Source organism: Pseudarthrobacter sp. NPDC092439, assembly GCF_044754945.1.
Taxonomy (GTDB): Bacteria; Actinomycetota; Actinomycetes; order Actinomycetales; family Micrococcaceae; genus Arthrobacter.
Map to the genome: position 1 here is coordinate 297363 of NZ_JBIVQB010000002.1, position 14094 is coordinate 311456.

General features: G+C 68.7%; 11 protein-coding genes. 7 read left to right on the top strand and 4 right to left on the bottom strand.

What is annotated here, in order from left to right; all coding sequences use genetic code 11:
- Positions 1-28 precede the first annotated feature (28 nt).
- The 4 genes from ACIQCM_RS06230 to ACIQCM_RS06245 all read right to left on the bottom strand — a co-directional run bounded on the left by ACIQCM_RS06230 (position 29) and on the right by ACIQCM_RS06245 (position 6800).
- Positions 29-1375 (bottom strand): TrkH family potassium uptake protein, encoded by a 1347-nt coding sequence (locus ACIQCM_RS06230; protein WP_400604806.1) that lies wholly within the window; start codon positions 1373-1375, stop codon positions 29-31.
- Positions 1372-3330, bottom strand: coding sequence for an amino acid transporter (locus ACIQCM_RS06235; protein WP_400605440.1), 1959 nt, complete (start codon positions 3328-3330; stop codon positions 1372-1374). Before ACIQCM_RS06235 ends, ACIQCM_RS06230 begins: the two co-directional genes overlap by 4 nt.
- A gap of 186 nt (positions 3331-3516) precedes the next feature.
- Complete coding sequence (locus tag ACIQCM_RS06240) at positions 3517-4194, bottom strand: response regulator (protein WP_400604807.1); 678 nt, start codon at positions 4192-4194, stop codon at positions 3517-3519.
- On the bottom strand, positions 4191-6800 hold the full coding sequence (locus ACIQCM_RS06245) for an ATP-binding protein (protein ID WP_400604809.1): 2610 nt from the start codon (positions 6798-6800) through the stop codon (positions 4191-4193). The genes ACIQCM_RS06240 and ACIQCM_RS06245 overlap by 4 nt, the downstream gene beginning before the upstream one ends.
- A 167-nt stretch (positions 6801-6967) precedes the next feature.
- Here ACIQCM_RS06245 and ACIQCM_RS06250 point away from each other — a divergent pair, with 167 nt between their 5' ends.
- From ACIQCM_RS06250 to ACIQCM_RS06280, 7 genes are all read left to right on the top strand, one after another.
- Positions 6968-7312: a heavy-metal-associated domain-containing protein gene (locus ACIQCM_RS06250; protein ID WP_400604811.1), complete on the top strand. Its 345-nt coding sequence runs from the start codon at positions 6968-6970 to the stop codon at positions 7310-7312.
- Between the two features lie 52 nt (positions 7313-7364).
- Positions 7365-9533 carry a heavy metal translocating P-type ATPase gene (locus ACIQCM_RS06255; RefSeq protein WP_400604813.1) on the top strand — a complete coding sequence of 723 codons (2169 nt, stop codon included), beginning with the start codon at positions 7365-7367 and terminating at the stop codon, positions 9531-9533.
- A gap of 94 nt (positions 9534-9627) precedes the next feature.
- Entirely contained in the window at positions 9628-10110 is a 483-nt protein-coding gene (locus tag ACIQCM_RS06260) for a hypothetical protein (protein WP_400604815.1), read from the top strand.
- 54 nt (positions 10111-10164) lie between these two features.
- Positions 10165-10791 (top strand): DUF305 domain-containing protein, encoded by a 627-nt coding sequence (locus tag ACIQCM_RS06265; RefSeq protein ID WP_400604817.1) that lies wholly within the window; start codon positions 10165-10167, stop codon positions 10789-10791.
- 189 nt (positions 10792-10980) lie between these two features.
- A complete protein-coding gene (locus ACIQCM_RS06270; protein ID WP_400604819.1) occupies positions 10981-11664 on the top strand; it encodes a low molecular weight phosphatase family protein in 684 nt (227 codons plus the stop codon).
- 128 nt (positions 11665-11792) lie between these two features.
- Positions 11793-12947, top strand: coding sequence for an LCP family protein (locus tag ACIQCM_RS06275; RefSeq protein WP_400604821.1), 1155 nt, complete (start codon positions 11793-11795; stop codon positions 12945-12947).
- A gap of 31 nt (positions 12948-12978) precedes the next feature.
- A complete protein-coding gene (locus ACIQCM_RS06280) occupies positions 12979-14061 on the top strand; it encodes an LCP family protein (protein ID WP_400604823.1) in 1083 nt (360 codons plus the stop codon).
- Positions 14062-14094 lie beyond the last annotated feature (33 nt).

Genomic DNA, 14094 nt, shown 5'->3' on the forward strand with positions numbered 1-14094 from the left:
AAGCCCAAGCGTTGGACAGCCAAAAGGCCTAGCCGATAATCGGCCGCTCCTCCGGAAGCCTGAACAGCCGGGGCCGCGCGGAGAGCGCCAGGGCGGAGGCGACGGTCACGGTTCCGATGCGGCCGGTGAACATGAGCGCCATCAGCACCCACTGCGCCGAGGGCGGCAGGCCGTACGTGATTCCCGTACTCAGCCCAACCGTGCCGAACGCGGAAATGGCTTCGAACAGAACCCTTTCCAGGCCGTGGTCAGTGAAGAGCAGCAGCAGCATGGTGCCGCTGATCACCGCGGCGATACCCAGCAGCGCCACCGAAAGCGCCTGGCGCTGCGAGGAAGAGCTGATGGAGCGGTGGGCGATGGTCACCTGGTCGCGGCCCCGGACCTCATTCCAGATGGCGAAGCCGAGCACCAGGAAGGTAGTGACTTTGATGCCGCCGGCGGTACCGGCACTGCCGCCGCCGATGAACATCAGGATGTTGGTGACCATCAGGGTCTCCGGCGCGGCCACCCCGTAATCGATGGCATTAAAGCCTGCCGTGCGGGGGAAGACCGTGCCGGCGAAGGCACCCAGGAGCTTCCCTTGTACAGACAGCGGACCCAGGGTTTCAGCCCGGTTCCACTCGAAGGCGGCGAAGAAGGCCCCGCCGGCGGCCAGGAGCAGAAGCGTCCCGTAGACCGTGAGCCGCAGGTGGACAGTCCAGTCACGTGGCGGTGTTCCACCGCGGGAGAGCTGGATGATGACAGGGAAGCCCAAGCCGCCGGCAATGACCGCCAGGCAGATGGGCACCAGGATCCACGGGTCCTCGGCGAACCCCATGAGGTTGTCGCTATAGAGGGAGAACCCGGCGTTGTTAAAGGCCGAGACCGCATGGAAGACCCCGTGCCACAGTGCCGTCAGCGGATTGTCATCGTAACCGCCCAGCCAGAAGCGGAGCGTGAGCACCAGGGCCGTGGCACCTTCGAGGGCCAGCATGATCCGGGCGACGCTGAGCAGGACGGAGCGGACGTCGCCCAGGTTCAGGGTGTGCGTCTCCGACTGGGCCACCAGCTGGCCGCGGAGGCCGATGCTCTTGCGCACCAGGAGCGCCAGGAGGGTTGCCAGGGTCATGATCCCGAAGCCGCCCACCTGGATCAGGCCCAGGATGATGCCCTGTCCCAGCGGGGTCCAGTGGATGGCCGTGTCCACCGTGATCAGACCGGTCACGCAGACAGCGGACACTGAGGTGAACAGCGGCGCCAGTCCGTCTTCAGGGCCGGCGCCGGTCTGCGCCGCGGGCAGTGCCAGCAGTCCGGCGCCGGCCAGGATGACCAGCAGGAAGGCCGCCGGAACCGCCCGGACCGGGTGTGCCAGCAGTTCCGCCGTACCGGCCCTCATCCGACGTGGATTCCCGGCCGGCGGTCCGGATCGGGTTCGTTCTCGCGGATGATTTCCCGGACCACCGGAGCGGTATCTCCCGTCCCCAGCAGCAGGTAGCGCATAAGGTGCGCCAGCGGATTGCCCTCGGACCATTCAAAATAGACATGCGGTTTGACCCCCGTGGCGTCGCGCAAAGCCAGCAGGATGGCAGCGATGGCGTTCGGGGCCGCAGGGCTCTCGGCCCGCAGCACGCGGTGCCCGTCCACTTCCACACCGCGGACGCACAGCACGTCGCTGAAGCCGGAAGGGTCGCTGACATCGATTTCCAGGAAGATCACGTCCGCCGTGCCGGGTACGGGGTTGTTGGCCCGCTGCGCCAGTTCCTTCCCGGCGTATTCGGCGGCATCCCGTGCCTGCGGCCGGTTGGCGATGATGTTCAGCCGTCCGTCGAACGCCAGGGAATCGCTGACGAAGCGCCGCGCCTCGGCATCGAACTCGATTCCGTGCACCCGCAGTTCGGTAGTGCGGCTGACACGGGACACCAAGGAAACCGCGATGATCCCCAGGATGAAGAATGCGGAAATCGTGATGCCGTCCGGCTTTTCGATGACGTTGGCGCCCAGGGCGTACAGCATCACGAGGGTCAGAACGGTGAAGCCCACGGCCTGCCCGCGCCGCTTGTTCCGGATGGCGGAGATGGCCACGGCAACGGCAGCAGAGACCATCATGGCCAGGACCCCGGTCGCATAGGCGCCTGCCTGTGCGTTGACGTCCGCGCGGAAGCCGACGGTGATCAGGATGCTGACGGTGGTGTACACCAGCACCAGGGGCCGCACTGCGCGCGACCAGTCCGGTGCCATGCCGTACGAAGGCAGGTACCGCGGCACGATGTTGATGAGGCCCGCCATCGCGGAGGCCCCGGCAAACCAGAGGATCAGGATGCTGCTGATGTCATAGACCGAGCCGAATCCGTTGCCCAGGTGTTCGTGAGCGAGGTAGGCCAGGGCACGGCCGTTGGCCTCCCCGCCATCCTGGAATTCCTCTGCCGGGATCAGCACCGTGGTCACGAAGCTGCTGCCGACCAGGTACATGCTCATGATTACCGCTGCGGCAGTGAGGAACTTGCGCGTGTTGCGGATGCGGTTCTCCAGCTTCTCCTCGGGAGTGTTCCCCCTGGCTGCCACGAGCGGCATCATGCTCACGCCCGTTTCGAAGCCGGACAGGCCCAGGACCAGCAGGGGGAACGCGACCAAAGCCGGGCCCACCACGCCGCCCGGCCCGCCGCCGTCGGCCTCCAATGCCGACAGCCAGTAAGAAAACGCCTCAGGCTTGGCGAAAACCTCCACCAGCCCGGTGCCGATGATGATGGCGTTCATGCCCAGGAAGACGGCCACCAATGGGATGGCCACCGCCACCGCCTCCGAAAAGCCCAGCAGGAACACCCCGCCCAGGATCAGCAGCAGCACCACGGTGATGGGCACAGCCTGGCCTTCCAGCGCGGGCGGCAGGTACGGGTTCTCCAGCAGGTGCACGGTGGCGTCGGCGGCGGAAAGCGTGATGGTGATGATCCACGAGGTGGCCACGAAGCCCAGCAGGACCAGCACAAAGATCTTGCCCCGCCAGAATGGCAGCAGCCGCTCCAGCATGGCGACGGACCCCTGTCCGTGGGGGCTCTCGACGGCAACCCGGCGGTACATCGGCAACATGCCCAGCAGGGTCAGCGCAACGATCAGCAACGTCGCCAGCGGCGAGAGGGCGCCGGCAGCCAGGGCCGCAATGCCCGGCAGGTAGGAAAGAGTAGAGAAGTAGTCCACGCCGGTAAGGCACATCACCTTCCACCAGGCGTGCTGGGTGGCGTGGCCCTCGTCGGTTTCGGGGCCGACCGGCTGGTTGACGCGGTGTTCCAGCAGCCACCTGACCAGCGGGGTGCCTGGCTCCGATTCCTTTTCCGGGTTGGGAACTGTGGCGGGCATGGAGAAGTGGGCGGAAGCCGACAATTACGTGTCTTTCTGTGCTGCGCCGCCCCGGCGGACCGGTCCGGCACAAGGGCTGGTAACTTCCGGAGCCTAGCACCGGCCTGGAAGCCCTTCCGGTGCCCGTTCGGGGATCTTAATGCTTTCTTAATGGCCCCCTTCCGCTGGGCTGCCCCGGTCCAGCGCCTACTTCTTCAAGCGGTACCCCAGTCCGGTCTCGGTCAGCAGGTGCCGCGGGTTGGCCGGGTCCATTTCGAGCTTCCTGCGCAGCTGGGCGAGGTAGACGCGCAGGTAAGCTGTTTCCTCCGCATAACCCGGCCCCCACACGTGCGCCAGGATCTGCTGGTGCGTGACGAGCGCCCCGCTGTTCCGCGCCAGGAGTTCCAGGATCTTCCACTCCGTCGGCGTCAGCCGCACCGTGACGCCGCGCCGCGTGACCTGCTTTGCTGCCAGGTCCACGGTGAAACCCGCGGTCTCCACCACAGGGACCGCGTCGGCGGCCGAGCCGCGGCGTTGCGCTGCCCGCAGCCGGGCCAGGAGCTCGTCCATGCCGAACGGCTTGGTCACATAGTCGTCCGCGCCGGCGTCCAGGGCCTGGATTTTGTCTTCGGAACCGTGCCGGGCAGAAAGCACGACGACGGGCACACCGTTCCAGCGGCGAAGGCGCCTGATGACTTCCACGCCGTCTATATCGGGGAGCCCCAGGTCCAGGATCACCGCGTCCAGCCGGTGGCGGGCTGCCTCTTCGAGCGCCTGGGAACCGTTCAGCGCGGTCACGGTGGTGTAACCGCGGGCATTCAGGTTGATCTGCAGCGCGCGGAGGATCTGGATTTCGTCGTCGACGATGAGGACGGCGGGCGTCATGTTCGCTCTTTCCAGTGGTTCGGAGGCTCGGCAGCCGCCCGGGTGGACAGGGGCAGGCGGACCACCATGGTCAGGCCGCCGCCGGGGGTGGGTTCGGCCAGCAGCACGCCTCCCATGGCCTCGACGAAGCCCTTGGCCACTGCCAACCCCAGCCCGATGCCGGTGCCGGCCGCTGTATCGTCCGCGCGCTGGAACGGCCGGAACATGGTCAGAACCTGCTCGGCGGGGATTCCGGCCCCATGGTCCACGATGGTCAGCTCGCTGGCCGGGACGCCACGGATCACGGCGTTGCCGGCGCCGCCCACCGCTCCGGCAATGACCACGTCGGAGCCCGGCGCGTATTTCAGGGCGTTCTCCACCAGGTTCGCGATGACGCGCTCCAGCATCCCGGGGTCCGCATCCACGGGCGGCATATTGTCCGGCAGGAGCACCCGCACACGCTCCGGCGCGGTTCCGCGGACCGCCTCGGCCACTACGTCCGCCCAGTACACGGGCCGGATCAACGGGGAAACCGCATCAGCAGTGATGCGGGACATGTCCAGCAGGTTGCTGACCAGGCGGTCCAGCCGGTCGGCCCCGGCCTCGATGGTGGCCAGGAGCTCTTGCTCCTCAGCCTTGGAAAACGCGATGGTCCCGTCCCGCAGGCTGCTGGAGGCAAGCTTGATGCCGGCCAGCGGCGTCCGCAGATCGTGCGAGACGGCACGGAGGATGGAAGTGCGCATGGTGTTCCCCTCCGCCAAACGCAGGTTTTCACGCTGGCTGGCCGACAGTTGCTCACGCTGCAGCATGGCCAGCAGGTGCGCCCCGAACGCGGCCAGGAGCCGGCGCTCGTCCTGGGACAGTTCCCGCCCGGTCAAAGTGAGCGCCCGTTTTCCGTCCAGGTCTTCCCGTGTGGACGCGGCAGAAATTTCGCCGGGGACGGCACCGCCGGCATGTTCGCTGATCCGCCAGGCGGCCGGGCCGCCGTCGTCCGTTCTGGTCCACAGGGCGGCGCCGTCCACCTGGAAGTAATCGCGCACCTGCTCAAGGAACCCGGGGATGGTATTGCCCTCAGCGACTGCACGCCGGCTCAGTTCGCCGAGGACCGCCGCCTCCGCACGGGCCACTTTGGCCTCCTGGCGAAGGTTGACGGACCGGTCCATCAGGAGGGAAACTGCCACCGCAAGCACCAGGAACACCAGGATCGCCAGGACGTTTTCAGGGTCCAGGATGAACAGCGAACCCACCGGCCGGACGCTGAAGTAATTCACTATCATCCCCGCCACCAAAGCGGCCAGCACGGCCGCCCACACGCCGCCCAGCAGGGAAACGGCCACCACGCCGGACAGGTGCACCAGCATGTCGGTGGAAAGCTGGCGGTGCGGCAGCTGTCCCAGGAAGAACTGGAGGAGGGCCGGGAGCAGCACGGCCAGGGCAAACCCGGCGCCCTGGCGGACCCTGCCCCTGCCGGGCCGGCCCATCCCGGCCCGCGGACGGGCGGCAAGGCGGCGCGCTGGTCCTCCCGTCCCCTCCGCACCGTACCCGTCAGCCGCTTTCGTGGCAACGAGATGGATGTCCACGTTGCCGGCATTTTTCCTGACCCGCTCCGCGACTCCGCCACCCCGCACCCAGTCCGCGATGCCCCGGCGGCGGCACGGGCCCGCCGTCGTTCCCAGGACAATCTGGCTGGCGTTGATGCTGCGGGCAAAATCCAGGATCCCGGCGGCCGTATCCTGCCCGCCGACTGAATGGAACACCCCGCCAACCTCCCGGGTGAGCCTGCGAAGCAGCTCCAGGTCCTTGCCGGTCCGGGCGTCGCTGCCGGCAGCTGCGGTCCTGATGTGCACGGCATGGAGCTCTCCGCCGGCCGCCGCGGCCAGCATCCGGGCCGCCCGCCGGAGGAGTGCCTGGTCGCGGGGACGGCCGCTGAGGCCCACCACAAGCTTTTCGCGCGCGGGCCAGCTGTCCCTGATGTTCCTCGCCACGCGGTAGTCCGCCAGCCCGGCGTCCACGCGTTCGGCCAGCCAGATCAACGCAAGTTCCCGCAGGGCGGCGAGGGTCCCCGGGCGGAAGTCACCGGCCAGGGCCGAGTCGGCCTCCTCCCGGCTGCTGAAGATCCTGCCTTCCCCGAGTCGCTGGCGCAGCAGTTCAGGCGAGGCGTCCACCAGTTCGATCTGGTCCGCACCCAGTACCGCCGCGTCGGGCACCGTGGCAGTGGCGCGGGCACCAGTGATGTCCTCCACGACGTCCCGCAACGATTCAACGTTTCTGATATCCAGGGTGGACAGCACGTCGATGCCGGCGTCCAGGAGCACCGGCACCTGCTCCCACCGGGCCGCACCGGGCGCGGGAAAGGCGGCATAGTCGTCCACCAGGACCACCTGCGGTGCGCGGTCCAGCAGGGCCGGGAGGTCGAGCCCGGAGTCGAGGTCCGGGCGCGCCGTTGCCGGGCAGAACTCCAGTCCCGCCAGCAGCGCCTCCGTTTCTGACCGGCCGCGGCTCAGTGCAACGCCCACCACAACGTCCTTGCCCTCCTGGCGGAGCCGGCACCCTTCCTCCAGCATGGCGAATGTCTTGCCGGCACCGGGTGCGGCTCCCAGGAATATGCGCAACGCCCCTCGACCCATGGCTCCATTGTTCACGCTCCGGGCGCCGCAGTCTTGACACATATACCCCCCAGGGGTATGTTCAAGGTGTTGTCAGTGAAGTGGTATGTCCCGGCAGGCGCCCCGCGCCTCCTCTCACAGCCGTTCAACCCCAGCGCCCATGAATCCTCGACGGAATGGAAACTGACATGTGTGCACCTCAAACCCGGACAACCCTCCCCCTCGCTTCCGCGGCAGGCTGCAGCTGCTGCGGACCCTCCGCCGGCGACACGGAAGCTACCGGCAGCGCCCCGGCGCGTGCCGCCGTCGTCCCTCCCCGTACAGCCGGCGCGCCGCGCGAGTTCGCCGTGGAAGGCCTCACCTGCGGACATTGCGTGCAGACCGTGGAGAAGGCCGTGGGTGCGCTGGCAGGCGTGGACGCGGCGAAGGTGGACCTGGTGTCCGGCGGGCGGTCGCGCCTGACCGTGACCGGTTCAGCGGCCGACGCGGACGTGCGCCAGGCGGTGGCCTCGGCCGGCTACGCAGCCCCGTAATTCCGGCCCGGGGCCGCGTGCCCCGGGCAACATCCTTACCTAAGGCGGCACCATGCAGGACCACAACCACCATCACGACGACGGCGCCCCGCCTTCCACGCCAGCCGTCATCGACCACATGGGGCGCGCAGGCCACGGGATGACTGCAGCGCGCCCATCATCTTCGGGGCATCCGGGCCACGGCGGCCACGCGGGGCCAATGCCCGATGACGACCACGCCGTCCACACCCACGGCCAGCACGCCGGTCACAGTACCGCGATGTTCAGGAACCGGTTCTGGCTCACGCTGGCCCTGTCCATTCCGGTGGTGTACTTCAGCCCCATGGTGGGCCACATCTTCGGCTACATGGCCCCGATGTTCCCCGGCTCAACTCTCATTCCGCCCGTCCTGGGCACCGTGATTTTCCTCTATGGCGGCCAGCCGTTCCTCAAGGGCGCCGTACAGGAGGTGCGCGACCGCCGGCCCGGCATGATGCTGCTGATCGGCATGGCCATCACCGTGGCGTTCGTGGCCTCGTGGGTCACCAGCCTGGGGCTTGGCGGGTTCGACCTGGACTTCTGGTGGGAACTGTCCCTGCTGGTGGCCATCATGCTGCTGGGCCACTGGATCGAGATGCGCGCCCTCGGCTCCGCCCAGGGCGCCCTGGACGCGCTGGCCGCCCTCCTTCCGGACGAGGCGGACCGCATTTCGGACGACGGCGGCACTGAGACAGTGCCGGTGGCGGACCTGCGTGAGGGGGACGTGGTGCTGGTCCGGTCCGGCGCACGGATGCCGGCCGACGGTACCGTGGTGGACGGCCGGGCCGAGTTCGACGAGTCCATGATTACCGGCGAATCAAAGACCGTTCCGCGCGGGCCGGGCGACGCCGTCGTGGCCGGAACCGTCGCCACAGACAACACCGTCCGTGTGCAGGTCACCGCGGTGGGAGACCAGACCGCGCTGGCCGGCATCCAGCGGCTGGTGGCCGAAGCCCAGGCGTCCTCGTCCCGGGCCCAGGCCCTCGCGGACCGGGCGGCCGCGTTCCTCTTCTACTTCGCTGCCGGCGCCGGCGTGCTGACGTTCATCGCCTGGACCCTGCTGGGCAGCGTGGCCGACGCCGTGACCCGCACCGTGACCGTGCTGGTCATCGCCTGCCCGCACGCCCTGGGCCTGGCAATTCCGCTGGTCATCGCCATTTCCACCGAACAGGCAGCCCGTGCGGGTGTGCTGATCAAGAACCGGATGGCGCTGGAGCGGATGCGCACCATCGACGTAGTGCTGTTCGACAAGACCGGAACCCTGACCACCGGCGAGCCTGATCTTATGGACATCGCGGCCGTCGAAGGCGCGGAGCCGGACCAGATCCTGGCGCTCGCCGCCGCGGTGGAGTCCGACAGCGAACACCCCGTAGCCCGCGCGATCGTCCGGGCGGCGCGTGGGCGCGGCCTTGCCCTGCCTGCGGTCTCAGGCTTCACCTCGATGACCGGCCGCGGCGTGCGTGCCACCGTGGACGGCCGCACCGTCCATGTGGGCGGGCCGGCGCTGCTGCGCGAGCTGGCCGCCGTCGAACCTTCCGCCCTGGCCGAATCCACCCGGGCCTGGATGGGGCGCGGCGCCGCAGTGCTGCACGTGGTGGACGAAGGCCGTGTGCTGGGCGCCGTCAGCCTCGAGGACGCGGTGCGCGCCGAATCCCGGCAGGCCGTGGCCGCACTGCAGAACCGCGGCGTGAAGGTAGGCATGATCACCGGCGATGCCCGCCAGGTGGCCCAGGCCGTGGCCGAGGACCTGAACATCGACGAGGTCTTTGCCGAGGTCCTGCCTGCGGACAAGGACAAGAAGGTGGCAGAGCTGCAGGCCCGGGGCCTCAAGGTGGCCATGGTGGGCGACGGCGTCAACGACTCCCCCGCCCTGGCCCGCGCCGAGGTGGGCATCGCGATCGGCGCCGGCACGGACGTGGCAATGGAATCCGCCGGCGTGGTGCTGGCCGGGAACGATCCCCGCGCCGTGCTCTCCATGGTGGACCTCTCCCGCGCCAGCTACCGCAAGATGTGGCAAAACCTGGTGTGGGCCACGGGCTACAACATCCTGTCCGTGCCCCTGGCCGCCGGTGTTCTGGCGTTCGCCGGGGTGGTGCTCTCGCCCGCGGCCGGTGCCGTACTGATGTCCGCCTCCACGATCGTGGTGGCCCTCAACGCCCAGCTGCTGCGCCGCGTGAAACTCAATCCGTCCGAGGTACGTTAGAAACACCATGCCCCGACGCTCTCTCACTTCCTGCGCGTTCCCCTCCGACGCTCTCTCACTTAGTGCGCGTTTCGGGCCAACGCTCTCTCATTCAATGCGGGTTTTGGGGCAGCCCTCGCTCACATCACAGGCGCTGCTGCGCTGTGCGGTGTTCGCAGGGATCCTGTCGGTCATTGCCGGGATCCTCGGAATGCACGTGATGACGGGGAGCCACGCGTCCCATTCTGTTGTTGCGCACTCGGCGGTTTCACACGCTGCGGCCGCTGCGGCCGGGGAATCTGCGGCCGGGCACGCTGCGGCCGCGGACGACGGCGGGGGGCAGCCGGGCGGGCCGGCGCACCCGGGCGGGGACGCCGTCGTCGTGCTCTCGGCCGGCGCGGTCTGCGGGGAGGCCTGCCCGGGCGCGGAAGAGGCCGGGGCGGCGTGTGTCCCGTTGGCGAACGCGGGATCGTTCCCCGCGATTCCGCCGCCGGCGCCCGCCATGAAACAGGAGTCGCGCACTGCCGCAGCCGCCGCCGCATATTCCTACATTCCGTCCAGCCCCACGCCCTGCGAACTGTCCATCAGCCGGACGTAAACCGAACCGCGCTTTCCGCCCGAAAACCGGTTCAACCTTAAGGACGAATTCCGCATGAACACCACACTGAAGACCCTCACCGTCACCGCTGCCCTCGCCGCAACCCTGGGCCTGGCCGGCTGCGCCGCCGACTCCGGCTCGGCGCCCACCGGGGGCGGCAGCATGTCCGGCATGGACCACGGCTCCAGCCCGATGACCAGCATGATGCCCGACGCCAATGCCGGGCACAACGCGGCGGACACCATGTTCGCGCAGATGATGATCCCGCACCACGCCCAGGCGGTGGAGATGAGCGACATCGTGCTGGGCAAGCAGGATGTGCCCGCCGAGGTGACGGCGCTGGCCACCAGGATCAAGGAAGCCCAGGGCCCCGAGATCGAGAAGATGACGGGCTGGCTGGAAAGCTGGGGACAGCCCACCATGATGCCCACCGACTCCGGCCACGGCATGTCCGGCATGGTGGACGCGGACGGCATGGAGAAGCTCAAGGCCGCCCCTGGCCCCGAAGCCCCGAAGTTGTTTCTCGAGCAGATGATCATGCACCACGAGGGCGCCGTAGAGATGGCCCAGCAGGAGATCGGCGCGGGCAAGTACGCCGAGGCCGTGCAGCTGGGCCGCGATATCGTCACCGCGCAGCAGGCAGAGATCACCGAGATGAAGCAGCTGCTGGGAAAGCTCTAGCTCCTGCCGCCCCGCGGCGTAACGCTCCTGCGCTTCCCTTTCGGGGGTGCAGGAGCGCCGCCGCAAAACCCGCTTTAAGTGAGAGAGCGTCGGCCCAAAACCCGCCTTAAGTGAGAGAGCGTCGCGGGGGTGGCATGTTAAGTTGAGGTGCGCGGACTGCACGGTCCCGCCGGTTGGAAAGAGAGCTCCTTGGACACGTCCGCACCCGTAAGAATCCTGACCGTCTGCACGGGCAACATCTGCAGGTCGCCCGTGGCCGAGAGGCTGCTGCAGGCCGGGCTGGACCAGGTGGTGCCGGGCGGCTTCGAGGTTGCCAGCGCCGGCACGCGGGCCATGGTGGGTGAGCCGATGCAGCCGATCTCCGCCGACATCGTGCGTACCTTCGGCGGCAGCCCGGACCACTTTGCCGCCCGCCAGCTGACGCCGAATATCCTCCGCGGCGTGGACCTGGTGCTCACCATGACCTCCGGGCACCGCGGCGAGGTGCTCCAGCTGGATGCCTCCTTGCTGAAGCGGACCTTCACGATCCGCGAATTCGCACGGATGCTGGACGTCCTCGACCAGCGCGCTGCCGACGGCGTCGCGGAAGCAGGGGCCGCCGTCGTGCCTTCCACGGCGGACGCGCACGACGGCGGCTCCCCCTTGGCTGCCAACGCCGCCTATTGGCGCGGGTTGCCCGCCCGCGCGGCGGGTGTCCGGCACCTGTCCCTGCCGGCGGATTCCAGTGAGAACGACATCGTGGACCCGTACCGGCGAGACCCCGGGGTGTACCGGCAGATGGAGGACCAGCTCGCCCCGGCCATCGTGTCGATTCTGCGCCACGCCCGCCTGAACGCCCCGTCCGCCGAGGCTGCCGCCGGCCCCGGTTCCTGACCTCCCGGGGCCGCTGCCCCAAACCGACGTCCATCGGCCCCTGCACACCACGGGACTGCGGGTTTTCGTGCGGGCTTCCTGCGGATTCCCCTGATGAAACAGCGCCCGGGCCGCAGTAGTTTTCGGCGATGGGCACCCAGCAGACGTATCCAGGCGGCGCGGCCCCCGGCCTCCCCAAGAAGCATCCCCGGCACCGGCTGCGGGGGCTCCTCCTGGTGCTGCTGACCGTCGCGGTGCTGATGGCGGCCTCTGCCGGAGCGTTCCTGTACACCCTTGGCCAGACCTTCGACTCGCAGAGCACCACGATCGAAAACGCGTTCCCCGACGAGTCCCTGCGGCCCCGCCCCAACGCCCAGCCAACCGGGCCGTCGGCCGGCGCCGCGGAGGAGGCCCCGGGCGCGGCGGCCGGTTCAGGTCCGGCTGCCGCCGTGGCCCCCGGAGAAAAGGCGCCCGCGCCGGGCGGGGCCTTGAACATCCTGGTGATGGGCACCGACAGCCGCGGCGCCACGCCCGGCGAAGCGCTGTCCGGCAGCAACTCCAACCAGCGGGCGGACACCCTGATGCTGGTCCATGTTCCCGCCGACCGGTCCCGGATCTTCGCCGTCTCCCTGATGCGTGACCTTTGGGTGGGGATCCCGGGGCAGGGGGAAGCCAAGATCAATGCGGCACTCGCATTTGGCGGTGTCCCCCTCATGGTGCAGACCGTGGAGTCGCTCTTCAACCAGCGCATCAACCACGTGGCAATGATCGACTTCGAGGGCTTCAAGGGCATGACCGATGCCCTTGACGGGGTAGAAGTGAACGTCACCCAACCCTTTGTGTCCCTGCACGGCAACTTCACCTTCACCCAAGGCCCTGCGCTGCTGGACGGCGAGCGCGCCCTGGCGTTCGTCCGCGAGCGGTACGCGTTCACCGACGGCGACTACCAGCGCGTGCGGAACCAGCAGGCATTCGTCAAGGCCCTCCTGGCCAAGAACCTCAGCGCCGGCACGCTGCTCAACCCGTTCAAGGTCAGCGAGGCACTTTCGGCCATCTCGCCGTTCATCAGTGCTGACAGCGGGCTGAATGCTGCGGCCCTGGCCCGGCTGGCTCTGGAGTTGCGCGGCGTGGGCCCCGGCGACCTGGTCTTTTTCACGTTGCCGACGGCGGGAACCGGCACTTCATCGGACGGCCAGTCGATCGTCCTGCCGGACTGGGACGCCGTCGCCGCCATGGGCCAGGCCCTGGCAGGTGACAGTTTGGACAAGTTTGTAGCCAACAGGGGGCTGGCGGGCGGACACTGATCCCACCAAACACGATGAGGTGGAGGCACAAATGAGCGCTCCCGCTGGCCCCGGCCCGGAGTCCCACCCGGCGGGCGACGCCTGGCACCAAATGTTTCACGGGCGGAGGCGCTGGATCGCGGCACTGCTGGCCGTGGCACTCGTGGCCACCGCCGTCGTCGTAATTTTCAACCTGAACCGCGCCGGCACCGAAGCCGGGCCCGCCGCCAGCCCGACTCCGACGGCGACGCCCAGCGACACGCCGTCGGCAACTCCAACCAGAACCAAACCGCCCGCCCCGGCGCCCATTCCGGAACTCCGCGCCGTGCCCATGAACGTGCTGGTGATCGGGAGTGACAGCCGGGCGAACGCACGCAAGCAGGCGGCGCATACGGCGGCCACCGGTGAGGCGTCGGACCAGCGGGCGGACACGCTGATGGTGGTCCATGTCCCGGCGGACCGGCGTTCGCTGACCCTGATTTCGATCAACCGGGACACCTGGGTGGAAGTGCCTGGGGTCGGCGGCGCGAAGATCAACGCGAGCCTGGAACGCGGCGGCATCGACTTGGCGCAGCGGACGGTGGAGCAGTTGCTGGGAATCAGGATCGCGCACACGCTGATGCTGGACTTCCACGGTTTCAGGGTGCTCACGGACCGGCTGGGCGGAATCGACGTCAACGTCACCACACCGTTCCGGTCCACCCACGAGACCCGCCACGTTTTCAAGGCCGGGGTCAACCATCTCAATGGGCAGGCGGCGCTGGAGTTCGCCCGGGAGCGCTACGCCTTTGCCGACGGCGACTTCCAACGGGTCCGCAACCAGCAGACCCTGCTCCGCGCCATCCTGGCCCGGCTGACCGCCCGCGGCGCGCTCAACAACGTCACGGCCGTGCGCGCCCTGGTGGACATGGCCAGCTGCTGCCTCACCGTGAACAAGGGTTTCGACCCGGCGCAGGCGGCGATCCTGGCGTACAGCCTGCGCAACCTCAACGTGAAGGCGATCCGCAGCATGACGCTGCCCAACGCGGGGATGGGCTACGTGGGAGAGCAGTCCGTGATCTTCCCTGACCAGGCCGGCATCGCGGCCGTCGGCGCCGCGCTGCGCTCCGGGCGGATCGCGCAGCTCGCGCGGTAGCCCGGGGCAACGCGCGCAGACACTGCGGCGTGG